Annotated in this window: 28 protein-coding genes and 1 pseudogene; 16 read left to right on the top strand and 13 right to left on the bottom strand. The window is 62.3% G+C overall.

Annotation, left to right across the window (positions count from 1 at the left end):
* Nucleotides 1–105 precede the first annotated feature (105 nt).
* Together CK219_RS15540 and CK219_RS15535 are read left to right on the top strand one after the other, a co-directional pair.
* Entirely contained in the window at nucleotides 106–1320 is a 1215-nt protein-coding gene (locus tag CK219_RS15540; protein ID WP_095767639.1) for an acyltransferase, read from the top strand.
* Between the two features lie 83 nt (nucleotides 1321–1403).
* Entirely contained in the window at nucleotides 1404–2462 is a 1059-nt protein-coding gene (locus CK219_RS15535; protein WP_095767638.1) for a glycerophosphodiester phosphodiesterase family protein, read from the top strand.
* Between the two features lie 314 nt (nucleotides 2463–2776).
* On the opposite strand, the gene CK219_RS15530 is transcribed toward CK219_RS15535, so the two are convergent.
* On the bottom strand, nucleotides 2777–3649 hold the full coding sequence (locus tag CK219_RS15530) for an aldo/keto reductase family oxidoreductase (protein ID WP_095767637.1): 873 nt from the start codon (nucleotides 3647–3649) through the stop codon (nucleotides 2777–2779).
* Nucleotides 3650–3744: 95 nt separating this feature from the next.
* Between CK219_RS15530 and CK219_RS15525 the strand changes: the two genes are divergently transcribed.
* Nucleotides 3745–4653, top strand: a complete 909-nt coding sequence (locus tag CK219_RS15525; protein ID WP_095767636.1) for a LysR family transcriptional regulator — start codon at nucleotides 3745–3747, stop codon at nucleotides 4651–4653.
* A gap of 90 nt (nucleotides 4654–4743) precedes the next feature.
* Here CK219_RS15525 and rpsI read toward each other — a convergent pair whose 3' ends face one another.
* From rpsI to CK219_RS15505, 4 genes are all read right to left on the bottom strand, one after another.
* A complete protein-coding gene (gene rpsI, locus CK219_RS15520; RefSeq protein ID WP_040983171.1) occupies nucleotides 4744–5214 on the bottom strand; it encodes a 30S ribosomal protein S9 in 471 nt (156 codons plus the stop codon).
* A complete protein-coding gene (gene rplM, locus CK219_RS15515) occupies nucleotides 5214–5678 on the bottom strand; it encodes a 50S ribosomal protein L13 (RefSeq protein WP_040983169.1) in 465 nt (154 codons plus the stop codon). Before rplM ends, rpsI begins: the two co-directional genes overlap by 1 nt.
* Before the next feature lie 271 nt (nucleotides 5679–5949).
* Complete coding sequence (locus CK219_RS15510) at nucleotides 5950–6525, bottom strand: LysE family translocator (RefSeq protein WP_245340490.1); 576 nt, start codon at nucleotides 6523–6525, stop codon at nucleotides 5950–5952.
* Between the two features lie 116 nt (nucleotides 6526–6641).
* Entirely contained in the window at nucleotides 6642–7106 is a 465-nt protein-coding gene (locus tag CK219_RS15505; RefSeq protein WP_095767634.1) for a PaaI family thioesterase, read from the bottom strand.
* A 150-nt stretch (nucleotides 7107–7256) separates the two neighbouring features.
* Here CK219_RS15505 and CK219_RS15500 point away from each other — a divergent pair, with 150 nt between their 5' ends.
* The 6 genes from CK219_RS15500 to CK219_RS15475 all read left to right on the top strand — a co-directional run bounded on the left by CK219_RS15500 (nucleotide 7257) and on the right by CK219_RS15475 (nucleotide 11966).
* Nucleotides 7257–8078 carry an enoyl-CoA hydratase gene (locus CK219_RS15500; protein ID WP_095767633.1) on the top strand — a complete coding sequence of 274 codons (822 nt, stop codon included), beginning with the start codon at nucleotides 7257–7259 and terminating at the stop codon, nucleotides 8076–8078.
* A 44-nt stretch (nucleotides 8079–8122) separates the two neighbouring features.
* Nucleotides 8123–8899: an AAA family ATPase gene (locus CK219_RS15495; RefSeq protein ID WP_095767632.1), complete on the top strand. Its 777-nt coding sequence runs from the start codon at nucleotides 8123–8125 to the stop codon at nucleotides 8897–8899.
* A 148-nt stretch (nucleotides 8900–9047) separates the two neighbouring features.
* Nucleotides 9048–9665, top strand: a complete 618-nt coding sequence (locus tag CK219_RS15490; protein ID WP_245340489.1) for a GNAT family N-acetyltransferase — start codon at nucleotides 9048–9050, stop codon at nucleotides 9663–9665.
* Nucleotides 9662–10183 (top strand): CoA-binding protein, encoded by a 522-nt coding sequence (locus CK219_RS15485; protein ID WP_095767630.1) that lies wholly within the window; start codon nucleotides 9662–9664, stop codon nucleotides 10181–10183. The genes CK219_RS15490 and CK219_RS15485 overlap by 4 nt, the downstream gene beginning before the upstream one ends.
* Nucleotides 10184–10339: 156 nt before the next feature.
* Complete coding sequence (locus CK219_RS15480; protein WP_095767629.1) at nucleotides 10340–11620, top strand: O-acetylhomoserine aminocarboxypropyltransferase; 1281 nt, start codon at nucleotides 10340–10342, stop codon at nucleotides 11618–11620.
* Between the two features lies 1 nt (nucleotide 11621).
* Nucleotides 11622–11966, top strand: coding sequence for a cupin domain-containing protein (locus CK219_RS15475; protein ID WP_095767628.1), 345 nt, complete (start codon nucleotides 11622–11624; stop codon nucleotides 11964–11966).
* 13 nt (nucleotides 11967–11979) lie between these two features.
* Here the strand turns inward: CK219_RS15475 and CK219_RS15470 are convergent, their stop codons facing one another.
* The 3 genes from CK219_RS15470 to CK219_RS15460 form a co-directional block, all read right to left on the bottom strand.
* Nucleotides 11980–12687, bottom strand: coding sequence for a transporter substrate-binding domain-containing protein (locus CK219_RS15470; RefSeq protein ID WP_095767627.1), 708 nt, complete (start codon nucleotides 12685–12687; stop codon nucleotides 11980–11982).
* Between the two features lie 51 nt (nucleotides 12688–12738).
* On the bottom strand, nucleotides 12739–13977 hold the full coding sequence (locus tag CK219_RS15465; protein ID WP_095767626.1) for a cytochrome P450: 1239 nt from the start codon (nucleotides 13975–13977) through the stop codon (nucleotides 12739–12741).
* Nucleotides 13978–14139: 162 nt separating this feature from the next.
* Nucleotides 14140–14868, bottom strand: a complete 729-nt coding sequence (locus CK219_RS15460) for a hypothetical protein (protein ID WP_095767625.1) — start codon at nucleotides 14866–14868, stop codon at nucleotides 14140–14142.
* A gap of 110 nt (nucleotides 14869–14978) precedes the next feature.
* Between CK219_RS15460 and CK219_RS15455 the strand changes: the two genes are divergently transcribed.
* Entirely contained in the window at nucleotides 14979–15323 is a 345-nt protein-coding gene (locus CK219_RS15455; RefSeq protein ID WP_095767624.1) for a hypothetical protein, read from the top strand.
* A gap of 19 nt (nucleotides 15324–15342) precedes the next feature.
* The gene (locus tag CK219_RS15450; RefSeq protein WP_095767623.1) at nucleotides 15343–15870 is read left to right on the top strand and encodes a gamma carbonic anhydrase family protein; all 528 of its coding nucleotides are present in this window, start codon (nucleotides 15343–15345) and stop codon (nucleotides 15868–15870) included.
* Nucleotides 15871–15898: 28 nt separating this feature from the next.
* On the opposite strand, the gene CK219_RS15445 is transcribed toward CK219_RS15450, so the two are convergent.
* The 4 genes from CK219_RS15445 to CK219_RS15430 all read right to left on the bottom strand — a co-directional run bounded on the left by CK219_RS15445 (nucleotide 15899) and on the right by CK219_RS15430 (nucleotide 19499).
* Nucleotides 15899–16450, bottom strand: a complete 552-nt coding sequence (locus CK219_RS15445) for an ankyrin repeat domain-containing protein (protein ID WP_095767622.1) — start codon at nucleotides 16448–16450, stop codon at nucleotides 15899–15901.
* Nucleotides 16451–17207: 757 nt separating this feature from the next.
* Nucleotides 17208–17813 carry a transglutaminase-like cysteine peptidase gene (locus CK219_RS15440; RefSeq protein WP_095767621.1) on the bottom strand — a complete coding sequence of 202 codons (606 nt, stop codon included), beginning with the start codon at nucleotides 17811–17813 and terminating at the stop codon, nucleotides 17208–17210.
* 257 nt (nucleotides 17814–18070) lie between these two features.
* Nucleotides 18071–18688 carry a PilZ domain-containing protein gene (locus CK219_RS15435; RefSeq protein WP_095767620.1) on the bottom strand — a complete coding sequence of 206 codons (618 nt, stop codon included), beginning with the start codon at nucleotides 18686–18688 and terminating at the stop codon, nucleotides 18071–18073.
* A gap of 172 nt (nucleotides 18689–18860) precedes the next feature.
* A complete protein-coding gene (locus CK219_RS15430; protein WP_095767889.1) occupies nucleotides 18861–19499 on the bottom strand; it encodes a PAS domain-containing protein in 639 nt (212 codons plus the stop codon).
* A gap of 430 nt (nucleotides 19500–19929) precedes the next feature.
* Between CK219_RS15430 and CK219_RS15425 the strand changes: the two genes are divergently transcribed.
* Together CK219_RS15425 and CK219_RS15420 are read left to right on the top strand one after the other, a co-directional pair.
* Complete coding sequence (locus CK219_RS15425; RefSeq protein ID WP_095767619.1) at nucleotides 19930–20667, top strand: rhomboid family intramembrane serine protease; 738 nt, start codon at nucleotides 19930–19932, stop codon at nucleotides 20665–20667.
* 204 nt (nucleotides 20668–20871) lie between these two features.
* The gene (locus tag CK219_RS15420; protein WP_095767888.1) at nucleotides 20872–21303 is read left to right on the top strand and encodes a CBS domain-containing protein; all 432 of its coding nucleotides are present in this window, start codon (nucleotides 20872–20874) and stop codon (nucleotides 21301–21303) included.
* 46 nt (nucleotides 21304–21349) lie between these two features.
* On the opposite strand, the pseudogene CK219_RS15415 reads toward CK219_RS15420, so the two are convergent.
* Nucleotides 21350–21606 (bottom strand): annotated as a pseudogene (locus CK219_RS15415) (YjhX family toxin).
* Between the two features lie 308 nt (nucleotides 21607–21914).
* Between CK219_RS15415 and gatB the strand changes: the two are divergent.
* The 3 genes from gatB to CK219_RS15400 all read left to right on the top strand — a co-directional run bounded on the left by gatB (nucleotide 21915) and on the right by CK219_RS15400 (nucleotide 24738).
* On the top strand, nucleotides 21915–23417 hold the full coding sequence (gene gatB / locus CK219_RS15410) for an Asp-tRNA(Asn)/Glu-tRNA(Gln) amidotransferase subunit GatB (RefSeq protein WP_095767618.1): 1503 nt from the start codon (nucleotides 21915–21917) through the stop codon (nucleotides 23415–23417).
* 2 nt (nucleotides 23418–23419) lie between these two features.
* Nucleotides 23420–23908 carry a GNAT family N-acetyltransferase gene (locus tag CK219_RS15405; RefSeq protein ID WP_095767617.1) on the top strand — a complete coding sequence of 163 codons (489 nt, stop codon included), beginning with the start codon at nucleotides 23420–23422 and terminating at the stop codon, nucleotides 23906–23908.
* Between the two features lie 131 nt (nucleotides 23909–24039).
* Entirely contained in the window at nucleotides 24040–24738 is a 699-nt protein-coding gene (locus CK219_RS15400) for an AIM24 family protein (RefSeq protein WP_095767616.1), read from the top strand.
* Nucleotides 24739–24762 lie beyond the last annotated feature (24 nt).

Below are 24762 nucleotides of genomic sequence, written 5' to 3'. Positions count from 1 at the left end.
CGGGGCAGCCACAACTACAGAACCGGCACGCAACATGCCAGTCACAGCTTGCGGAAACGAAGCGGCGCTCGGCGAGTGCCACGGCAACACAGGATCTGTATCATTATGGCTGAGACTGCCTTGCTCAATCTTGCATCCGCGCCCGCCGCGACCCGTGTCGGCACGACGGCCGGAGAACGTTTCCTGGTGCTGGATTCCTGGCGCGGTATCTGCGCGCTGCTGGTGGCGCTGTTCCATTTCCCGACCACCTCGATAGTGTCGCAGAGCGCCTTTGTCGGCGGCTCCTATCTGTTCGTCGATTTCTTCTTCGTGCTCTCCGGCTTCGTCATTGCCAGCGCCTATGGCGGGCGGCTCGCCGGGCAGGACGACCTTGCACGGTTCGCGCTCGTGCGTTTCGGCCGCATCTATCCGTTGCATTTCCTGATGCTCGCCGCCTTCGCCGGCTTCGAGGCGCTGCGGCTCGTCCTGCCGGCGCTTCACGCAACGGGCCCGGCGCCCTTCACCGCAGGCTTCGACCTGAAGAGCCTGGTCGCCAACCTTTTCCTTCTGCAGGGCATGGGCGTTGAGGATCATCTGAGCTGGAATGCGCCGAGCTGGAGCATTTCGGCCGAGTTCTTCACCTATCTGCTTTTCGCCGCCATCGTCTTCACCGCCGGCCAGCGTGCCTGGATATGGCTCGTTGCTGCAGCCGCGACGGCGCCGCTTTTCCTGCTCGCGGTCTCGACGCGTCATATGGACGTGTCCTTCGATTTCGGCTTCATCCGCTGTCTTTACGGCTTCTCGCTCGGCGCGCTGCTTGCCTGGTTTCAGCACGATTCCATTGCAGAGGCGCGACAGGCGCTGAGCGGCGGGGCAGGGCGCCTCGCCTGGACGCTGGCGGAGCTGGCGATGATCGTCGTGATCGCGCTGTTCGTTTCGGTGGCGGGAACGAATGACGCCGGCATTGCCGCGCCGGTCATCTTCGCGCTGGCGCTTTATCTCTTTGCCCATGAGGGCGGGTGGGTCAGCTTGGCCTTGCGCAGCCGGCCGATGCTGCTGCTCGGCTCGCTCTCCTATTCGATCTACATGGTCCACATCTTCGTCCAGGTCCGCGTGATCAATGTCGGCGGCCTGATCGAACGCAAGCTCGGGCTCGGCATAGTCGGCGACCTGATGCTGCGCGGTGACCATGCGACCGGCTTCGGCCCCGGCTCGCCCTGGATCGGCTTCGCGGCTTTGGCCGCGATGTTGATCGCCGTCATTGCCGCGTCGTGGTTCACATGGCGCTTCGTCGAAATGCCGGCACTGGCCTGGTTCCGCCGCATTTCCAAGCGGATCTGATCCAAAAACTAGCCGGCTTCGTTCACCGGCCTGTCATGGGCATCGCCTAACCGGGTCCCGACCAGGAACGGAGCGATTCCCCGATGCGAACACTCTGGCTGAGCCTTGCCTTTTCCGTCGCCCTTGCCACCATTGCTGGACAAAGCTTAGCCGGCGAGACGCGGGCGAGCCAAATCCTCGACCGTTTCGAACATGCCAACCAGTGGCGCGATCATGTGATGATTGCCGCGCATCGCGCCGGCAGCATGCAGGCCGGCCAGACGCTTTACGCCGAGAATTCGCTGGCCGCGGTCGAGGGCTCGATCGCGATCGGCGCCGAGATCGTCGAGGTCGACGTCCGGCGCGCGAAAGACGGCGAATTCGTCATCATGCATGACAGCTGGCTCGACCGCACGACCACGTGCAAGGGCGAGGTGGTGAAATACACGTTGGCCGAGCTTAAGAAATGCCGGCTGGTCGTCGAGGGCACGGGCGCCGTTACGAAAGAGACTGTATCGACACTGCGCGAGATGCTGCTGACGACCAGGGACAGGATCCTGATCAACCTCGACAACAAGCTGCAGGTGACCGACCTGCCTGGCATGGTCGCGGAGGCGCGCGATCTCGGCATGGCCGATCAGGTGATCGTCAAGGAGAATCTCTGGAACCGGCAGCGCATCGATGCCGCGAGCGCGGCACTTACCCAGGCCGGCGGCGGCTTCCAGTTCATGCCGATCCTTGCCGACGACGCCGTGCATGATGCAGTTTTCGCCAGCGAGGTCGACAAGGCCTTCGCGCCGCGCGCCGTCGAATTGATCACTTGGCGCAACGGCGCCGAGACGCTGACATCGACCGGCGGGCCGCTGTTCAGCACCCGCATGCGGGCGGAAGCGGCGCGGGGCGACTGGCACCTCTGGGCCGACACCTACGCCGTCGTCAACAAGCCCGGCGGCTTCCTCGCCGGCGGCCGTGGCGACGAGCTTGCCGTCGCCGCCAGCCTGCCGCACGAAGCCTGGGGTTTCTGGGTCGACCGCGGCGCCACCATCATCCAGACCGACGAGCCGAAGGCGGCAATCGCGTGGCTGACGGCCAATGGTTATCGCGTGCCTTACACGACGGACATCAAGCAGGCTGAGCCGGCACATACGGCGAGCATCAATTAGCTGGCGTTGACGCTGGAGCTGCCAATCTCCCCCCTCGTGGGGAGATGCCCGGCAGGGCAGAGGGGGCGCTGTCCCGCCGGCGTAACGGTGCTTGGGTTCCTCGCCCCCGCCAAAGGTGGGGGAGAGGTGTCCGCGAAGCGGACGGAGAGGGGGTCTTCGTAGGGTGCTCCCCTCTCCGTCTCGGCTTCGCCGAGCCACCTCTCCCCACATTCGTGGGGCGAGGAACCTTGATCCTGCAGCGCCGCGTTCCTTCACGCCCCCCTCTGGCCTGCCGGCCATCTCCCCCACAAGGGGGGAGATCAGCTAATCGTCCATCACGCCGCTTTCGCCACGCCCTCCAACTCACTAAGCACATCCCCCGACAGCTCGAGCTCCGCCGCCGCCAGATTCTCGCGCAGATGCTCGACCGACGACGTGCCCGGGATAAGCAGGATGTTGGGCGAACGCTGCAGCAGCCATGCCAGCGCAACCTGCATCGGCGTCGCACCGAGCCGTTCCGCGACGTCCGAGAGCGTCGACGACTGCAGCGGGCTGAAGCCGCCGAGCGGGAAGAACGGCACATAGGCGATACCGTCGCGCGCGAGCTCATCGATCAGCGCGTCGTCGTCCCTGTGCGCGAGGTTGTACTGGTTCTGCACGCAGACGATGTCGCAGATCTTTCGGCCTTCCGCGATCTGCGCGCGCGTGACGTTGCTCAGGCCGATATGGCGTACAAGGCCTTTGCGCTGAAGCTCGGCAAGCTTGGTGACCTGCGCCTCGATGGAGCCCTCCGCTGGACCGTGCACCCCGAACATGATGCGCAGATTGACGACGTCCATCACCTCGAGGCCAAGGTTGCGAAGATTATCGTGCACGGCCTGTTCGAGCTCATCAGCTGTAAAAGCCGGCAGCCAGGAGGCGTCTTCCCCGCGACGGGCGCCGATCTTGGTGACGATGGTGAGGTTGTCGGGGTAGGGCGCCAACGCCTCGCGGATCAGCTTGTTGGTGACATAAGGCCCGTAGTAGTCGCTGGTGTCGATATGGTTCACACCTTGCGACACCGCTTCGCGCAGCACGGCGATGGCCGCGTCATGGTCTTTCGGCGGGCCGAACACGCCTTTGCCCGCAAGCTGCATGGCGCCATAGCCGAGCCGATGCACTGAGCGGTCGCCGAGTTTATAAGTACCGGATTTGTCTACACTGGACATTGTTGCTCTCCTTCGCTGTCGGCGAGGGAGATAAGGGATGGCTGCTGTCCTGATAACCGGGTATTACCAGCACGACCTGTGCGGAAATAAGAACAATGGCGGCTGATCTCAACGATCTCCAGGCATTCATGGCCGTCGCTCGCGCCGGCGGCTTTCGCGAAGCGGCCCGCGTGACTGCAGGCAACGCCTCAGTGCTCAGCGAAGCCGTCCGCCGTCTGGAAACCCAACTTGGTGTGCGGCTCTTCAATCGCACCACGCGCAGTGTTGCACTGACCGAGGCAGGCGCCAGCCTGCTGGCGCGTCTTGGCCCCGCGCTGGGTGAGGTGCAGGCCGCGCTCGACGTCGTGAACGGTTTCCGTGACCGACCTGCCGGCACCTTGCGCCTCAACGTGCCGATAAGCGCCTCGCGGCTGGTGCTGCCAAAAATCGTTCCGGGATTTCTCGCTGCATATCCGGCCATCCGGCTGGAGGTGATCGCGGAGGAGAACTTTGTCGACCTGCTGGTGGCCGGCTGCGATGCTGGCATCCGCTATGACGAACGGCTGGAGCAGGACATGATCGCTATGCCGATCGGGCCGCGCACCCAGCGTTTCACCACCTCGGCCGCGCCAGCCTATCTCGATCGGCACGGCCGGCCGCAGCATCCGCGTGACCTGCTTGGTCATGCGTGCGTGCGCGGTCGCTTCCCGAGCGGGGTCATGACGCCTTGGGAGTTCGAGCGCGACGGCGAGGTGGTGCGGGTCGATACCACGGGACCATTGCTCGTCAGCATTGGTGGCGGTGTCGATCTCGCTATCGATGCGGCGATCGCCGGCGTCGGCATTCTCTGGCTCTTCGAGGACTGGGTACGCCCGCATTTCGAGAGCGGCGCGCTGGAACCTGTGCTGGAACCGTGGTGGCAGAAATTCTCCGGGCCGTTTCTCTATTATCCCGGGCGCCGCTTGGTGCCGGCGCCGCTGCGCGCCTTCATCGACTACATCAGGACGCCGGCCGGGCACTGGTAAGAAAAACAAAAGGCCGCCCGGAGGCGACCTTTTCGAAATGCTTGGACTTCGCGGCGCTTAGCGCTTCGAGAACTTGCCTCCAAGCGCTCCTTAGCGCTTGGAAAACTGGAAAGAGCGGCGGGCCTTCGCCTTGCCGTACTTCTTGCGCTCGACCACGCGGCTGTCGCGGGTCAGGAAGCCGCCCTTCTTCAGCACCGAGCGCAGGCCCGGCTCGTAATAGGTCAGCGCCTTGGAGATGCCGTGACGCACCGCACCCGCCTGGCCGGAGAGGCCGCCGCCGATGACAGTGGCGACGATGTCGTACTGGCCGGCGCGGTTGGCCGCGACGATCGGCTGGTTGAGGATCATCTGCAGCACCGGACGCGCGAAATAGCTCGCGAATTCCTTATCGTTGACGGTGATCTTGCCGGAGCCCGGCTTCACCCAGACGCGCGCGATGGCGTTCTTGCGCTTGCCGGTGGCATAGGCGCGGCCCGACTTGTCGAGCTTCTGGACATGCACGGGCGCGGCCGGCTGCGCGGCGACTGTGCCGAGTTCTGCGAGCGAGGAAAGCTCAGCCATTACGAGGCCCTCTTGTTCTTGGAGTTCAGCTTGGCCACGTCAAGCGTGACGGGCTGCTGGGCGGTGTGCGGATGCTCGGCGCCGGCATAGACGCGGAGATTCTTCATCTGGCGGCGGCCAAGCGGGCCGCGCGGGATCATGCGCTCGACGGCCTTCTCGACGACGCGCTCGGGGAAACGGCCCTCGAGCAGCTGACGCGCGGTGCGCTCCTTGATGCCGCCGGGGTGGCCGGTGTGCCAGTAATAGACCTTGTCGGTATATTTCTTGCCGGTGAACACCACCTTGTCGGCATTGATGACGATGACATTGTCGCCGTCATCGACATGCGGGGTGAAGGTGGGCTTGTGCTTGCCGCGCAGATGGTTGGCGATGACAGTGGCCAGACGACCGACGACGAGACCTTCGGCGTCGATCAGCACCCACTTCTTCACCACATCCGCAGGCTTCTGCGAAAAGGTAGCCATGTTTTGCTCTCAGGTTTGACCTTTCCCGTCCAGGAGGGACAGAGAAGGCGTTTCTTGTTGCTTGGATTGACGGGATGACCGGAGCCGCTCCGCCAATAACAAAACGGCGGCCTTTGCGGGCCGCTGCTTCGGGTCGGCTTATAGGCGAGGGTGCTTGGCGCGTCAAGCATCGGTTGCGGTTTATGGTCGCGAAAAGCCGTTTAAATTCAATAACTAAGGTAGAAGGTATTATTTTACCTCACACCTATTTGTCAAAATAGCTCTCTTTCGTTCACCGCCGCCCGGTCACGGCGGCAAGAAGAAGCTTGACGCCGATCGCGACCATCAAGGCTCCTGTCAGCCTTTCTTGCCAAACGACGAACGTGCCTCGGCGCCCCAGCCAGCCGCCAACCGCGCCGGAGGTCAACGCGAAAGCGCTGAGGACAACCAGTCCCATCATCTTCATGGTCGTACCGAGAATGATGAACTGCAGTGCAGGCGAACCGACCCAGGGATGAACGAACTGCGGCAGCACCGCCAGCATGAAAGCGAGCGTCGTCGGATTGGTGAGATTGCAGATCACGCCTTGCCGGAAAGCGGCTGGGATACTGCTCGTCTCGGCAAAGGTAGACGCACCGCCACCTTTGCCCAACCGACGGGCCAACAGGAATTTGATCCCGATGGCGATCAGATAGATGGCGCCGACGATCTGAAGGAGGCTGTAAAGAGATGGGGAGGATGTGATCAGCGAGGCAAGCCCCATTGCCAGTAATGGAATCTGGACGACGCCGGCCGATACGCAGCCCGCTGCAGTCGCCAGGGCATGGCGCCAGCCTTGCCCGACGCCGCGGCTGATCACCAGCATCATGTCTGGACCGACACCAGAAAGCTGATAGGCGAGCACGGCGCCGACGAAGGCAAGGTAGGTCGTAACATCGGGCATGCCGCAGAACGAACCTATCGACTGGGAGTTCCGGCAAGACGTCAGGCCGGCTTGTCGCTTATTCGCTTCCTCGGGATCGAATAGGTGCCGGTGGCGTGCGCGACAGTGTGTCCGTCCGGGCCCGCGACAATATCGATATCGAACACCATCAGGCTCTTGCCGAGCTTCAGGATCCGGCAATGGCCATCTATCGGACCGGCTTCGGCCTTGCGCATGAAATTGATGTCGAGATTGACCGTCACCGAAAGCGCGTCCGGGCCGGCATGGCTGAGCACGCAGACATAGCCGCCGATGTCGGCCAACGTGAACAGCGCCGGACCGGATACCGTGCCGCCGGGACGCAGATGCCGCTCGTCAGCGTTCAGCCGCACCGTGCAGCCGCCCGGAAAAACGTCGATCGCCTCATAGGAGGTGAAATTGTCGTTGAGCTGCGGATAGACGCTTGCCATCAGTGCATTGACTTCCGCCGCGTTGAGCATTGGCTTCAGATCGCTTTGGGCGGGCATGGCGGCGTCCTATATGAAAGAGCAGTTCCGGGCGGTGCGTCTGGACCAAACGCTGCGACGGAGAAAACACGTCTCGCGGCTGTTCTTCAACCGGCAGCATGGTAGTTCTGTTGCTCCATAAGCCGCGAGCGCTGATCGAGAGGTTTAAAAATGGCCGAAGTCGTCGCCATCAAGCCCGCCGTCGCCGACGGTCCTGTTCTTGTCAGCCAGGACAAGGGCATCCTGCGCCTCACGCTCGTCAGCCCGCCGGCCAATGCGTTATCGCTGGCGACCATGGCGGCGCTGCAGGCCGAATTCGATCGCGTTAAGACCGACAGATCCGTGCGCGTCATCATCCTTGCAGCGTCGGGAAAAGTGTTCTGTGCCGGCCATGACCTCAAGGAAATGACGGCGCACCGCGCCGAACCGGATCGGGGCAAGGCCTTCTTCGAAACGACCTTCGCGGCCTGCGCGAAATTGATGCAGACCATCGTGCGCCACCCGAAACCGGTGATCGCAGAGGTCGACGGCCTCGCGACAGCCGCCGGCCTGCAGCTGGTCGCCAGCTGCGACCTTGCCATCGCTTCGCACGAGGCGAGTTTCTGCACGCCTGGCGTCAACATCGGTCTGTTCTGCTCGACGCCTATGGTGGCGCTGTCGCGCAACGTCTCGCGCAAGCAGGCGATGGAAATGCTGCTCACCGGCGAGACGATCGATGCGGCGACCGCCAAGGAGTTCGGGCTGATCAACCGCATCGTGCCGCGCGAATATCTGATTCAGGTTGTCAACAAATACGCGCAAACCATTGCATCCAAATCCTCTTTGGTGATCAAAACCGGCAAGGAGGCTTTCTATGCCCAGGCCGAAATGGGGTTGGCCGACGCTTATGCCCATACCGGCCGCGTGATGGTCGAAAACATGCTGGCGCGCGACGCCGAGGAAGGCATCGGCGCCTTCATCGGCAAGCGCAAGCCCGAATGGACCGACGAGTAGCCGGCTTGAATGGAACCGAGCCATTCCATCGCTGAAGGTTCGACGTGGCTGCCCGCAAGCAACTGACGCGGCTGAAAGCGCCCTATCTCAAGCGCATCCTGCTTGAGCCGTCGCGCGTCGCGGATTGGGAGCAATATCCGTGGAACCTGCCGATCTTCCACACCCGCGAATTCGAATTTGAATTCACGAGCGCCATCACCGTCATCGTCGGCGAGAACGGCACCGGCAAATCGACGCTGCTTGAAGCCATCGGCGCGCTGGCCGGCTATGACGAGGCGGGCGGCGGAAAAGGTTACCGTCCGGTCGACCATTCCATTGCCATCGACAAGAGCGGCGCAGGGCTGGCGGATAGCTTTCGGTGTCACTGGTTGCCGAAGGTGACCGCTGGTTGGTTTTTTCGCGCCGAGTCTTTCTATTCCGTTGCCCGCTACCTCGATGAAGCGGCGCGGGAATCTGGCGGAACGCCGCCCGATTTCCTGTCATGGTCGCATGGTGAGGGCTTTATCCGCTTCTTCGAGGAGCGCTGCCGCCGACAAGGCATCTACATCCTCGACGAGCCAGAAAGCGCGCTGTCGCCGACGCGCCAGATCGAGCTGCTGAAACTGCTTCAACGCATGGAGCAGTCCGGCACCGCGCAGGTGATCATGGCAACGCATTCGCCGCTGCTGATGGCTTGCCCGAACGCACGGCTCTTCCGCATCGGCCGCTTCGGCCTCGACCTGATCGATTTTCAGGACACCGATCATTTTCGCATGATGCGCGACTTCTGCAGCGATCCTGGGATGTTTATGGAGGAGGCGCTGCGGGAAGGCGATGATTAGCGGTGGGCGCGTGAACCGGGAAGATCTCAATTGGGAAGTGGAAGACGCCTGCCGCGAAGCCTGGCCTGCTGCGCGTGAGACCGTCGCTCTCGGATGGATGTTTCGCCGTTCAGGTGGGCGGATCAGGCGGCCGAATTCCGCTAATCCCATGCGTGGCCTGCGCGGCGCGCCTGAGCGAGTAATCGACGCCGCCGAGGCGTTCTATGCCAGCCATGGCCAGGCCCCGCTGTTTCGCGTTCCCGATATCGCGGCCGAACTGGAACTCGAACTCGACCGTCGGGATTACAGCCGGGAAGGTGGTACGATACACCTCCATGCCCAGATCGACGTGCTTCAGGGAAACAATGAAGGCGATATCACGGTCTCAGCGGCGCCGACGGAGAACTGGTTCGAGGCGCGCTTCCGTACTGGCGGCTACGACGAGGCGGAGCGCCGCATCTTTCGCCATATGACCAGCCTGATCGTGGGTGACAGAGCGTTCGTGTCGTGTGAGCGTGATGGCCAAATCGCAGCCTTTGCCTTCGGCGTCATCCGCAACGGTCTGCTTGTCGTCGAGGCAGTTGAAACCGACGCCAGATTCAGGCAGCAGGGGCTCGGCCGCAGGACGGTCGGCGGGCTGATCGGCTGGGCCAGGCGGGCGGGCGCCAAGGCCGGCTGCCTGCAAGTGGTCGCCGACAACACGCCCGCACGCGCGCTCTACGCCTCGCTCGGCTTCGATCGCGAGCTTTATCGTTACCATTACCGCAGGAAAACCGTCGCAGCATGAACCACGATACCTACGACAACAGCTACATCGCCGGCATCCTGAATTCGGTGAAGACGATCGCCATGGTCGGCGCTTCGCCCAACGATGTGCGGCCAAGCTACTTCGTGCTGAAATACCTCTTGGCCAAGGGCTTTTCGGTGTTCCCGATCAATCCCGGCCATGCCGGCAAGGAAATCCTTGGCCGCACTGTCTACGCCAGCCTCGCCGACCTGCCGCAGCCGGTCGACATGGTCGATATTTTTCGAGGCTCGGCGGCGGTGCCCGGCGTCGTCGACCAGGTGCTTCAGCTCGACCCGCTGCCCAAGGTCGTCTGGATGCAGCTTGGCGTGCGCAACGATGAGGCGGCTGCCCGCGCCGAAGCTGTCGGCATCAAGGTGGTGATGAACCGCTGCCCGAAGATCGAATACGGCAAGCTGTCCGGCGAGATCGGCTGGACTGGCGTCAACTCCGGCGTGCTGTCGTCGAAAAAACCTGTGATGCGCCAGGGATTTCAGAGCTTCGGCGTAAGACAGAAATAAGCACGCGGTAGTTCGCGCAAAATTATTCCGGGACGAAATGGATTTTCCCGGGCGTTCGTCGCAGATCGCGCCCCGAACGGTATTTTCTTCTTTGCATTCCCCGCCGCGCTTCGCCAAGAATGCCCGGCGATTTCGAACGTTAGGAGAGGGATTTCGATGACCCGTACGCCTGGTTTCAGCACTTTAGCCGTTCATGCAGGCGCAAAGCCCGATCCGGCGACCGGCGCCCGCGCCACGCCGATCTACCAGACCACCTCCTTCGTCTTCGACGACGCCGACCATGCCGCCTCGCTGTTCGGGCTGAAGGCCTTCGGCAACATCTACACGCGCATCATGAACCCGACCCAGGCGGTTCTCGAGGAACGCGTCGCGGCGCTCGAAGGCGGCACCGCGGCACTTGCCGTCGCCTCGGGCCACGCCGCGCAGGTCATCGTCTTCCACAATCTGATGCAGCCGGGCGACAACTTCATCGCCGCCAACAAGCTTTATGGCGGCTCGATCAACCAGTTCGGCCATGCCTTCAAGAACTTCGGCTGGGAAGTTCGCTGGGCAGAAGCAAACGATCCGGCGACCTTCGAGAGCCAGATCGACGACAGGACCAAGGCGATCTTCATCGAAAGCCTTGCCAACCCTGGCGGCGTCTTCGTCGACATCGAGAAGATCGGCGATATTGCCCGCAAGCACGGCCTGCCGCTGATCGTCGACAACACGCTGGCCTCGCCCTATCTGGTCCGGCCGATCGAGCACGGCGCCGACATCGTCGTGCACTCGCTGACCAAGTTCATCGGCGGCCACGGCAATTCGATCGGCGGCGTCATCGTCGATGGCGGCACCTTTGACTGGTCGAAGTCCGGCAAATACCCGATGCTGTCGGAGCCGCGCCCTGAATATGGCGGCCTCGTCCTGCACGAGACTTTCGGCAACTTCGCCTTCGCGATTGCCGCCCGCGTGCTTGGCCTGCGCGACATCGGCCCGGCGATCTCGCCCTTCAACGCCTTCCTGATCCTGACCGGCCTGGAAACGCTGCCGCTGCGCATGCAGCGTCATTGCGACAATGCCGCGAGCGTTGCCGGCTGGCTGTCGAACCATCCGAAGGTAGCCTGGGTGAACTATCCCGGCCTTCCAGGTGACAAGAACAACGCGCTGCAGAAGAAATATTCGCCGCAGGGCGCAGGCGCAGTGTTCACCTTCGGCCTCAAGGGCGGCTACGAGGCCGGCATCAAATTCGTCGAGGCGCTCGAACTGTTCTCGCACCTCGCCAATGTCGGCGACACCAAATCGCTGGTCATTCATCCGGCCTCGACCACGCACCGCCAGCTTTCCGATGAGCAGAAGGTCAAGGCCGGCGCCGGACCTGACACCGTCCGCCTTTCGGTCGGCATCGAGGACGTCAACGATATCGTTGCCGATCTCGAGCAGGCGCTCGGCAAGGTCTGATATGTCGGCCTTTCTTGCGCTCAACATCGATGCGGTCGAACCGGAGGCCGGCGCGCCGCCGCCGGACCGGGTGATTTCGGGTGATCCCAAATTCCGCACCTGGAATGTCGAGGAGGGCGACGGCGGCCTCTATGCCGGCGTCTGGGAAGCGACGCCGGGCAAATGGCGCATCGCCTATGACGAATGGGAGTTCTGCCACATCCTGTCCGGTGTCTCGGTGATCGCCGAGGATGGCGGCGAGGCGCGCACCGTGCGGGCCGGCGACAGTTTCGTGCTGAGGCCAGGGTTCAAGGGCACATGGGAAGTGCTCGAGAAAACGCGCAAGGAATATGTGATCCGGCTTTGAATGCTTCCAGCAATCAAAGCAGCCGATCGACATCGCCGTCGGAAAAGCCGTATTTGCTCATGATCTCCCGGTGCCATGCACTTCCGAGCAGATCGCCGAGACATTGATCGACGCGCCGGCGCAGCGCGTCGTTGCCCTTGGCGAGGGCGAAAGCGCCTGCCGCAGGCTGCTTTTCAAAGGCCGGGATGTCGATGACGGCAAGCGGTGCGCCAGTCCGTCCGTTGACATAGCCGCGATGCGCCATGGCGACGCTGGCATACGCGTCGGCATGGCCTGCCGCAACGGCTTCGGCAGCTTCGGCCTGCGTGGCGAATATCCTGATCCGCTGGGGCGGAACGCCGTTCTGCAGCGCGGTCTGGTGCTGGATCTGGCCCGATATAACTGCGAGCACGGCGGAAGGATGTTGGGCGACGGAGCGATAGCCGTTCAGCTCCAGCGGATTGCCTTTGGCGACCATCAACCCGTCCGGCAGTGACCAGATCGGCCGCGTGAAGCCCACGAGCTTGCTGCGCTCCTCGGAGATGAACAGGCCGGTCGTCATGTCCCAGCGGCCGTCCACCAAACCGGGAAGCAGTTCGGCGAATTCCGCCTCGATCGGCGAGAAGTTCTCCAGGTCAACCATCTGGCAAACTTTCTCGGCGAGCACCGCGTCGCAGCCGCCGAGCTTGCCCGCGGCATCGGTGAAGCAGAAAGGCGGCTCCTGCAGATAGGCGAATTTCATGTCTGAGTTCCGAACGATAATTTCAGCTGTGCGAGGCGGATTGTTCGCCGGTCAAAAGGTAACGGCGACCCGTTCCAGCCCGTGAAAATGGTAAGTGTCGCGGAAGCGCGGTGTCTCCGCCAGGCGCAACTCCGGAAGCCGATCGAACAGCGTCTTCAGCGATACTTGCAACTCCAGCCTGGCCAGCGGTGCGCCGATGCAGAAATGGATGCCGGCGCCGAAGGAGACATTCTTCTGGTCCGTGCGGGCCGGATTGAAGGTGTCAGGTCCGGCAAAAGCCAACGGATCATGGTTGGCCATGCCGAGCAGCAGCGCCACCATCTCCCCGGGCTTGACCAGGATGCCCGGCGAAACCTCCATCTCCTCATAGGCATAGCGCAGAAACATATGCAGCGGCGGGTCGTAGCGCAGGCATTCCTCGACCGTCGCGACATTCGCCTCCGGTGTCGCAAAGAAGCGGCGCGGATCGCCGCCTTGCGCCAGGATCGAGCGCACCGCATTGCCGGTCTGGTGCACGGTCGCCTCATGGCCGGCATTGAGAAGCAGGATCGCTGAGGATACCAGCTCGTCTTCCGAGAGCTTCTGGCCGTTGTCCTGGGCCTCGATCAGCAGCGACAGCAGATCGTCGCCAGGTTTCTTGCGCCGCTCCGCAATGTAGCCCCGCAGGAAGTCGGAAAAATCGCGCGCGGCGCGGTTCGCCATCTCCTCGGTCTCGCGTGTGCGGCCATGCATGTACATGGCGACCATCCGATGCGACCAGTCGAGCAGTTGCGGCCCCATCTCCACCGGTACGCCGAGCATTTCCGCAATGATGGTGATCGGCAAAGGCGAGGCGTAGGCGGGCAGAAGGTCGATGCCGCTTGGCTCGAAGCGGTCGACCAGCTCGTTGGCCAAAACCTCGATGCGCGGCCTGAGCCGCTCGACCTGACGAGAGACGAAGGCGCGATTGACCAGCGTTCTGAGCCGCGTATGCACCGGTGGCTCGAGCTCCAGCATGGAATTGGCCTCGATCGCATCGAAGGCGACGAGGTGCGAGCGGTCGTCGCCGACGCCGCGGCTGTCAGGTATGCCGGCGGGATTCTGCCGGCCGAAACGGCGGTCGCGCAAAAGGCGACTGACGTCATTGAAGCCGCCAAAGCACCAGAACCCATAATCTTCCCAGAAGAAGGTATTGGCTGTGCCATGCAGGAAGCCGTAGGCCTCGTACGGGTTCTGCACGAAGGTCGGCTCGTGCGGGTCGAGACGCAGGCGGCGACTGGTCGGGTCGAAGGCGAGATAAGCTGGCATCATGCTTGACCATTAGCGCGTCTTGTCAGCTTGATGCCAGACCGTATCCAGGCGCCCGTGAAGCTGAAGCGTTGAGCCAGGCGAGCCGGGAAGGGTATGTGATCGTCGTCGGCTGCGCGCCGAAATGATCTAATTTGATGGCCGGCTAATTGATTGGGTGAGTTGTCAATGGCCTGTCTTGAGGATGCTCGCGACCTTGGCTGCAATCGCTGCGTCGAGCGCCGGCCAGTTCGCGAGCAGCTCGCGGGGAAAGCGATAGGTAAGGCTGAGATCGTCGCCGACCTGGATGTCGCGCTCGCAGGGCGCCAGCGATTCCTCGGCACTCGGGCCGCTCAGGCAGCGGGCGACGAACGGATCCTTGCCGGGACGCTCGGCAACAGCCAACACCTCGTTGAGATAACCTGATTTTTCGCTGAAGGCGTAAACCGTCGTGCCGCCCGGGCCGGGCGTTCCCGGCTTTTCGATCAGAGCGCTGTAGATGGGCGCGAAACGGCCGCTCATGTCGCGCGACATCATCCGCGGCTCGAACGACAGGAAGATGATCTTCCTGGTCGTCGCATGGTTGAAGTCGTCGCGCGCGGCCGTGCTGTAGCCGTCCATCTCGGGATAGCGAAGATAGAGATCGAGCCGCGAGGCGATGCCGTCGCGCCTGGCCTGGTCGAAGCGGATGAAGTTTGCCGGCACGTTGATCAGATTGTTGCCCATGACGATCCGGCGCACCGTCATGTCATCGGTATAGCCGGCCATGGCGATCGATCGTCCAAGCCATTTGCCGCCGACGCTGATGGCAATCGAAAGCAGCGCCAGCGCCGCGAAGATATAAAAGACCCGCTTCATCAAGGTCGAGTTGACGACCTCGAAGTCAGCGCTCTCGGCAACATTTGCCTCTCTCATTTGCTCTTCCCCGATCCGCCCACCTGTCCTTCGGCGGCACAGCTTGCGCGGCATGGCTCTTGCAGCGCGGTGGCACGACTGTGCGTTTTCATGGTAAACGGTTGGTAAACATGGATCCCGTTGTGCTTGTTCTTTACGCTTTCGCGGTTGGTCTCACGGCTTGCGGGCTGGCCGGATCGGCCATGGAATTGCTGGCCGGCCGGCGCCTGGCCTTTGCTGAACCCTATGTTTCGCCGGTCCATATCCTGCGTTCGCTCGCGGCAACGGCCTGCGCCGGGCCGTTCATGCTCACCAACGAGGCCTTGGCCGCCCGGCGCGAAGGGCGCATCGGCACGATGGCGTTGTTGTCCTGCGGCTGCACGGCCATCGCGTGGGCGCTGGCGCTAGGCGTCGTGCTCATCGCCATTGCATCCTGGGCGACAGCCACCTTAGGGTCTTTCGAATTCGCTGGTTGAGACGATTCGGAGACGAACAATGCCGGTCTATGCGATCGATGGGAAAGCGCCCGAGTTCGAGGACGTCGATACGAACTGGATCGCGCCCGACGCCACGCTGATCGGCAATATCCGGATCGGCCGCAATGCCGGCTTCTGGTTCGGCGTCGTCGTCCGCGGCGACGGTGAACCGATCATCATCGGTGCCGACACCAATGTGCAGGAACACACGATCATGCACACCGATCCCAGCTTTCCGCTGACCATCGGCAAAGGCTGCACGATCGGCCACCGCGCTCTGCTGCATGGCTGCACGATCGGCGACAACAGCCTCATCGGCATGGGCGCCATCGTGCTGAACGGCGCCAGGATCGGCAACAACTCGCTGGTCGGCGCCGGCGCCCTGGTGACCGAAAACAAGGTTTTTCCGGAGAATTCGCTGATCGTCGGCTCGCCCGCCAAGGTGATAAGGACGCTGGACGAAGCGGCGATCGAGCGGCTGCGCGTCTCGGCCGCCCACTATGTGGCCAATACCAAACGCTTTAAGGCCAAGCTCAAGACAGTGTGACGGCGGCGGGCGGCAACTCCGCCTGTCTTCATCCGCGGCGGCTGTTCATCGCTTCACGCAACAGAAGGGCGCCCGCTTCGAAGCCGGCCTGCTCGGCGCCTTCCAGGGCCGTCTCATAGTCGTCGATGCGGGTCCTCAGCGAAGCGTCCGCGCCTGACAGGAGCAGCAGACGGATAGCCTCGGCGTCGCGCCGGGACACCGCGTAGTGCAGGGCGGTCCAGTCGTTCACGCCGCGCATTTCCGGGTCGGCGCCATGCGCGAGCAGGATATGGATGACGTCCAGCCGGTCAGGCCGTTCCGTCGACAGCGCGGCAATGATGGATGGAAACCCGGCCGGGTCTTCATAATTCGGGTTTGTGCCGGCATCGAGAAGCGCGGTGATGAACGCGGCCGGGCTCCAGTAGATCGCGTATTCCAGCGGGTGGCCAAGTCCGAGCTCGAACGGCATCCGCTCGTCGAACCAGCGCGCTGAGCCGCCGAGCGCCTTGCCAAGGCCTTCGAAGTCGCCGGCCTTAAAGGCGTCGTCTATGGCCTTGAAAAGCCGATGGCGCTCGCAGCGATCCTCAGGGACTTGCAGCATCTATCCTGTCACCCAATCGGTCGGGTAGGTTGTTGAGCCTTTGCTAAGAGGTGATGCAGGGGCCGCGGGTGCCATTTGCCGGCCTTTACGCGCTTTTGCACCCGCCTTTGGTACTCTGCCGGGGATAGCGTCACTTTCGCTCGATGCCGAGTTTCATTGCAAAACTGACACGCCGCAACAATGTTATCGATAGTTCCTCCACCGCCATTCGTTCTCGGCGTTAGATGCTCCGCAGTGCAACGGAAACGGTCCAGCAAGCCGGTCGGGATCTGATAGGTCGCCGCAAATTCCGCCGCGTTTCGGGACCACATTAGGAACTTGCAATAGAAACATCGCCATTGTTGTCTGTGGGCGAGCGCGGTTCTGAGTGATTTGATCGATCTATGCATTTTGCACACCCTTTGCTTCATCAACGTGAAGCGGATGTGCAGCAAGGCTTGAGCCGTTGCCCCTCTTTCGGAAGGATATTCCTCGCACGAGACAGCACTCACATGAGTGCCACTCCGCAGTATCAACGGTAGATGGAGATCCTTCGATCAACATCTGTACCCATTGTCGGAGACGGCTTAAGCTCATCTCCGCAATTGTTCTAATACTTTAAATTTATTCGGCTTGCAAGAATGGCGGAGCCGGCCCCGGGGACAGGGGCCGGCTCCTAAAACCCGGTCGTTGGGGACGGGGAGGGTGGGGACTCGACCGGGCTTTTTTGTTGGGCGCGCCGCCGCGTCACGGCGACGTACCCGATCGCTTTGGCGCCTTAGCGGACGCTGGCGACCGCGTCGTCGCGGCCGTCGTTGATCGTCACCCAAACGCCCGAATTCTCCGTCGATTGACGCTTGAGGTAGGTGTAGACGGTGTCGTTCCAGGCGAGCACTTTCGGCTCGAGATTGTCTAGGATGAATTCACCGAGGCTGGTGCGCACCGTCAGCACCGCATGGCCATCGCCATTCGGCTGGCGCACCACCGTCATCAGCAGATTGCCGGCCGGCACGCCCACGGCCATCAGCTCACGGCGCTTCTCCAGCGCGTAATCCTCGCAGTCGCCATAACCTTTGTCGGGATAGGCCCAGTATTCCTCGACACCGTAGATCTCCATGTCGGTGCGCGGCTTGACGCGGCTGTTGACCGAATTATTGACGTTGACCATCGTCGCCCACAGCTTGCGCGTCAGCTCGACCGGCGAACCCTTCGGCGTCCGTTCATTGCATTCGACCGGAATGCGCTGGCAGAAATCGTAGTGACCGACCGGCTGGGTGGTGCGGCCACCCGTATGCATGAAAGCCGGTCCTGCGCTTGCCGTACCCCAGGCGGAAAGCTGCATCGCCATTGCCAAGAGCAACAGCTTGCCCCTCGTCATTTTCATTGTTGTAGTCTCCCCGTTTGAGAAGACTGTGCCACGTTGGGATTTATTTGACGCAAAAACCCGAAGTAGACATTGAGTAAAACGCCGGTAGAATAAACATAAAATTTGAACTACCGCGATTTCGGATTATTCAGATTTCGCCGGCTCGCGTGAGATCTAGATAGCGCTGGCGACCCGCGTCCGACCCGCCAAAATCAGGCAACAAAAAACCGGCCGCTACCGGCCGGCTCGCTTCGCGCTTGCGGTGCGGGTTTGCGTCAGGACCGCGGCGCGTTGAATTCCTGATCCAGAGTTTCCGGCCGCTGGATGACGGCGAATTCTATGGCGACGCCGTCCTCGAAATGGCGCACGATCTGGCCGCGCATCGTGCCTAACGTGACCTGGACGCCGATTGCCGGCTTGACATCGATCTCGATGGCGGCACCGGAGAGCGACAGGTCGATGATGCGGCACTGATACTGGCGCCCATCCGTGAGCTGGAGGACGCTCATCGGATTGCGCGGCGCCACGCGCTCGTGGCGGCGGTCCTCGGGCAGGTCGAGCTCATGCTTGTTGGCAAGCCAGGTGAGCTGCGCGGCAAGCTTGTCCTTCTTGCGCTCCGAGGCGATGACGGTCATGGCGAACCCGTCCTGCGACGTACGCGTCACGATGCCTTCGACACGACCGATATGGTCGATATAGGCGATAACCTTCTCGCCCGGCATGCCGATCCGGTCCGTGCGCAACGCAACGTTGCCGGGCGACATATCGATCACCTGGCAAGGATGCTCGGTGCGGTCTTCCAGCATGAAACGTCCGTAGATTTTGACGCGGACACGCTGGAAGTTGCGCCGCTCAGCTCGTGACGGCGCATATTCTACCGCCGCTGACCTCATGACTGCCTACACCCGGTTGGCATTCCGCGCGACGATGCGAGGAATTTCGCCCGAAAAGCTACAGCAAAGCAGGTTAACAAACGGGAAAAGTCGGCCGCAAAAGCCTGGGCCTGGGGCACGCGCAGCGCTGAAAAATCTAGCGAGAGCGGCGGGAAACCTCACACGGCGGGGCTCACTCGTGACGCCCGCCGTCGAGGACGACGAGATGGCGGATGCGACGCACGCGGCCGAGCGCCGAAATGGTCTCCGGAGCATCGAATTCGGTCGGAACGAGCGAGGGGACGTCGATCGCCGGACGGTTCTTCAGGAACATCGGCTCCTTCTCGGGGTCTATCACCCGAATCGAATCGATGAGCGCGTCTGCGAGCGGGTCGGCGCCAAGCCAGAACGGCTTGTCGGCGGTGCTGATGATGCCCAGGCAGCGCGGGCTCTCGGCGCCGCCGTCCAACGGCAGCGCCAGGAGCTCGAATTTGTTGGAGCGGCCGTTCCGGCTGAATCCCTCATAGGTCATGAGCAGAACCGACTTCTGATCGAAAACGCCCTGCATGAGCCGCGACACCAGCCGTTGATCCTTCTCGCGCCAGAGCGAAGGGAAGGAGAAGCCCTTGAGCTCCCGGCCATAATAGGCGCAGAGCCTCGTGCCGGCCAGCCGGAACACCGCCTCGCCGCGCGTATCGCGCTCGAGGATGAAGGTGTCGGCCAGAAGCGACTTGATGTCCGCCGGCTCCACCTCCGATCGCTTCGGGGCAAGGCGGCCATCACGCAGCTGGTTCCAATATTGGAACAGCGCGATCGATCCTTTTTCGTTCATGTCCATCCTGCTCCGCACAACCTGTCTTTTGATGTCCCATCGGCGAACAGACAGGGCGCCCTCCGATGACCTTCATGCGGTGCGGAGCAGGATGCGTGCCAGTATCGTTAACGTTTGTTCACGCCTCGGGGTCGTTAAGGTTAACAAACGGTTTACATTGTGTGCCGCCGAGGCCTGTGGCACATCAAAACCACTCCAAAACGGTCGTTTCAGCAGCGATCGGCAGCACTTCAGTCACGAGTTTATGGGGAGCAGGGGGCTCGACCGGCCGTTCAGGGGGACACCTGAACGGCCTTCTTTTTGATTCGGCCTTTGCTCTTCTGATTCGCCTTTTTCTGCGCGGGCGCTGTGGCGATTAGCCGTTTGTGATTCCAAAGCGCGTGATCTACATGCTCGTCGAAAACGCCGAGTCCCGGACCTGCAAGGGTGCATGAGCGAGCCCGTAAGCCCCACTGAAAACGAACCACAGCCGGACGAGGCTTCCGAGCCGCGGCGGCGCGAACCTGTGTTCAACCTGCCGCCGGTGGTGCTTGCCGTGATCGGCATTTGCGCGGTCGTCTATCTGCTGCAGCAATATGTGCTGAACGAAACGCAGCAAATGACGCTGCTCTATGACGGCGCCTTCATTCCGGTGCTGTACACCGGCCAATACGGCTTCGACTGGTTCTTGTTCACGCGCCCGTTCACCTATGCGTTCATGCATGGGGGCGTCGCCCATATCACCATCAACATGATCTGGCTTGCAGCCTTCGGCTCGCCGCTCGCCAATCGTCTTGGCGCGCTACGTTTCGCAATGTTCTACGCTGTGACCGGACTGGCCTCGGTCGCTCTGTTCTGGGCACTGCATCCCTATGGCGAGATGCCGCTCGTCGGCGCATCGGGCGCGATCTCCGGGATGATGGGCGCGGCCGCGCGCTACGGCTTCCGCGTCGACCGTTCGTCGGGCCGGGGTGCCTTCGCCGGCGAGCCGCTGCCGGTCGCATCGGTGTTGCGTTCGCGCGGCGTCATGACCTTTCTTGGCGTTTGGATGGTGATCAATCTGGCCACGGGCCTGCTCGGCTTCGCGCCGGGCATCGACGGCCAGATCGCCTGGGAAGCCCATATCGGCGGCTTCGTCGCCGGCTTTTTCGGATTGCGTTTCTTCGACCGTCCGCTGGCTGCCGCCTAGGGCATGATCCCGAAAAGTTGGAACCGGTTTCGGAGAAGATCATGCTCCAACAAGAGATAGATCAGGATGGCGATTCAACGATACGCCTTCCTGATCTAGTCCTTAGGCGCACTTGAAATGCAACCAATCACGGCGCACGATGTTGCCCAAGCACCCAGTGTCTTCCTAAGGGCGCCGGGGGCGTCAAAGGCAGTGGAGGACGCCATGACGGTTAAGGCAATTCTTGAAAGCAAGGGCCATGACGTGTTCACGCTCGGGCCCAATGAAAAACTCAGCGAGGCCATTCGCATGCTGGCCGAGCACAGGATCGGCGCGCTCGTCATCACCAATGGCGACCGAAAGATCGTCGGCATTCTCTCTGAGCGCGATATCGTTAGGGTCGTGGCCAAGGAGGGCGCCGCCGCGCTCGACATCCCCGTGCGCTCGGCGATGACGCCGAAGGTCAAGATCTGCAACGAAAACCACACCGTCAACGAGGTGATGGAGATCATGACGCGAGGCCGCTTCCGCCATCTGCCGGTGGAGAAAAACGGGCTGCTCGACGGCATCGTCTCCATCGGCGACGTGGTCAAGCGCCGCATCGAGGATGTCGAGCGCGAGGCCGAGGAGATCAGGGCCTATATCGCCACGGCCTGAAGCAAACGGAAGGTGCCGCCGGCGTTTCGTCCGGCGGCATTAGGCATTAGCGATTGTCGAGTTCGGCGCGCACGAGCTCGAGCCCGCGTCGTGTGATGCGGTAAGGACCGCCGTTCGTCGAGGAAACCGCCTTCTTGCGCCTCAATTTCCGAAAGAGTTCCAGGTCGAAGCCCGGATAGCGCCAGCCATCGCGGGTCAGGCACAGGACCGAGGCGATCTTCCTGCTTTCGTTCTTTTCGATTTCAATGCGCCGCCCTGCGCGAGCAGGTGCAGGATGCGCTGCTCGTTACGCGAAATGTCCATTGGAGAAGTCCCGGGAAAAACAACAAAAGCCGCCGCTGCGAGACATCGCGGCACGGGGTTTCAGGTTTTCTGCCCTGCCTCGCTTAGGAGGTCAGGGCTTCACCGGGACTGAGCGTAAGTGGACATCCACTCTCCATTGGAATGGGGTATCCTATAAGCGAACGTGGCGGAAAAGGCCAGCGTGCGGGCTTTGCGCTTGTCTCGCAGGGCGGTTTGGACTAGCGAAGTTGCGCACCCAAAATGTGCATTAATGCATCTCAATGAGTACATTAATTGCAACTCCGAGAATTCAAAGTCTGCAGGCCTCCATGAGCATCATCGACACCCGCACCCCCGACGCAAAACGCCTGATCCCTGGCGCCACCGGCGACTGGGAGATCATCATCGGGCTCGAAGTGCATGCGCAAGTGATCTCGGAGGCAAAACTCTTTTCCGGCGCCTCGACGTCATTCGGCGGGGCGCCCAATGCCAATGTCAGCCTTGTCGACGCAGCGATGCCGGGCATGCTGCCGGTCATCAACGAGGAATGCGTCAAGCAGGCGATCCGCACAGGGCTCGGCCTGAAGGCCGCGATCAATCATAAATCGGTCTTCGACCGGAAGAACTATTTCTATCCGGACCTGCCGCAGGGCTACCAGATCTCGCAGTTCAAGCAGCCGATCGTCGGCGAGGGCAAGGTGATCGTCTCCGTCGGGCCCGACCGCCAGGGCGAGTTCGAGGATATCGAGGTGGGCATCGAGCGCCTGCATCTGGAACAGGATGCCGGCAAGTCGATGCATGACCAGCATGCGACCATGTCCTATGTCGACCTCAACCGTTCCGGCGTGGCTCTGATGGAGATCGTCTCCAAGCCCGACATCCGCTCGGCCGACGAGGCCAAGGCATATGTGACGAAGCTGCGCACCATCATGCGCTATCTCGGCACATGCGACGGCAACATGGACGAAGGTTCGCTGCGCGCCGACGTCAACGTCTCGGTGCGCCGCCCGGGCGGCGCATTCGGCACACGCTGCGAAATCAAGAACGTCAACTCGATCCGCTTCATCGGCCAGGCGATCGAATCCGAGGCGCGCCGGCAGATCGCCATCCTCGAGGATGGCGGCAAGATCGACCAGGAGACCCGCCTGTTCGACCCGGTCAAGGGCGAGACGCGCTCGTTGCGCTCCAAGGAGGAGGCGCATGACTATCGCTATTTCCCCGACCCCGATCTTCTGCCGCTGGAATTCGACCAGGCCTATGTCGATGCGTTGGCGCAACACCTGCCGGAACTGCCCGACGACAAGAAGGCGCGGCTGATTTCGTCGCTTGGCCTGTCGACCTATGATGCCTCGGTGCTGGTGTCGGAAAAGCCGATTGCCGACTATTTCGAGAAGGTGGCATCCGGCCGCGACGGCAAGCTCGCCGCCAACTGGGTCATCAACGACCTGCTCGGCGCTCTCAACAAAGCCGGCAAAGACATTGAAAATGCTCCGCTTTCGCCAGAGCAGCTCGGCGCCGTCATCGATCTGATCAAGGAAGGCACCATCTCCGGGAAGATCGCCAAGGACCTGTTCGAGATCGTCTGGAACGAGGGCGGCGATCCGCGCCAGCTCGTCGAGAGCCGCGGCATGAAGCAGGTCACCGACACCGGCGCCATCGAGAAGGCCGTCGACGAGGTGATCGCCGCCAACCCCGACAAGGCCGAGCAGGCGCGCGCCAAGCCGACCATGGCCGGCTGGTTCGTCGGCCAGGTGATGAAGGCGACCGGCGGCAAGGCCAACCCGCAGGCGGTCAACGACCTCGTCAAGGCCAAGCTCGGCATCGAGGGCTAGCGATGTTCGTGCGGACGGCCAGCGAACGCGATCTCGCAGCCGTCCGTGCGTTGCTGGTCGAGACTTGGCATGCCACTTACGACGCCGTCTATGGCACCAAGCGGGTAACTGAAATCACGGATGACTGGCATTCGATCGCCTCGCTCAAGGCGCGGCTGGCGCGGCCGAATTCCGAGTTCCTGGTGGCTGACGACGGCAAGCGGCTCGGCGGCATGGCGTTCGCTGCCGCCACCACCGACCCGAAGATCGTCCTTTTGAACCAGCTTTACGTCCATCCGGCCTGCCAACGGCAGGGGATTGGCCAGTCGCTGCTCGATGAAGTTGAATCCAGCTTTCCGGAGATGCATACGCTGCGCCTCGAGGTCGAGGAAGCAAATGCCGCGGCGATCGCCTTCTACGAGGCGAATGGGTTCCGCCCGGCAGGCAGAACCGCCGATTGCGGCGGCAATTCGGGACTGCCCGCCCTCATCATGGAGAAGCGGCTCCGCTAGGTGGGCGGCGAGCCCCCATTCATCGCGCGGTTTTGATTTGATCGCGCCGACCCGCGTGGTCAAGGCTGCGCATCGCCGGTGTCCCGCTCTCCCACTAGCCAGAGGCGTCGCCGGCAAAATGGGGGATTGCCATGCCGAGCTTGCCTGAACTGATGCCGACCGAGGTGTCGGACGAGACTTTTGGCGGCGTGACCTATCACGTCGCCGGCGAACTGGTGCCGGTGCTGTCGGTCGATGTGACCAACATGCCGGTCTATTTCGAGCACCACATCCTGCTCTGGAAGAACACCGCCATCACCATCGGCCTGAAATCGCTGAAGGGCGCGCTGAAGCGCATGATCGCCGGCATGCAGATATTCGTCACCGAGGCGTCGGGGCCGGGCATCATCGCCTTCAGCCGCGACGGACCGGGCCATATCGTGCCGATCCATCTTCGGCGCGGCGAGGAGGTCCAGGTGCGCGAGCACCAGTTCCTCGCCGCGACCGCCAGCGTCGACTACACGTTCGAGCGCGTGCGCGGGCTGGGAACGATGCTGTTTGGCCAGAGCGGCTTCTTCATCGACCGCTTCCGCGGCGAGACAGGCGACGGCATCGTCTGGCTGCACGGTTACGGCAATGTCTTCGAGAAGGTGCTGGCGCCCGGCGAGACCATCGACATCGAGCCGGGCGGCTGGCTGTTCAAGGACGCCTCGGTGAAGATGGATACAAGGATCGACCGGCTTTCCAGCGGCTTCTTCGGCGCCGCCATGAATTTCGTCGTCAATCGCTTCACCGGGCCAGGCCGCGTCGGCATCCAGTCGATGTATCTGCATATGCCGTCGGAAGAGTAGGCGGCGAGCCTGATCGAACGAAAG

It is taken from the genome of Mesorhizobium sp. WSM4313, from assembly GCF_002294725.1.
Lineage (GTDB): Bacteria > Pseudomonadota > Alphaproteobacteria > Rhizobiales > Rhizobiaceae > Mesorhizobium.
The sequence above is the reverse complement of the archived record's forward strand: the minus strand, read 5'-3'. Positions and strand labels throughout refer to the sequence as shown.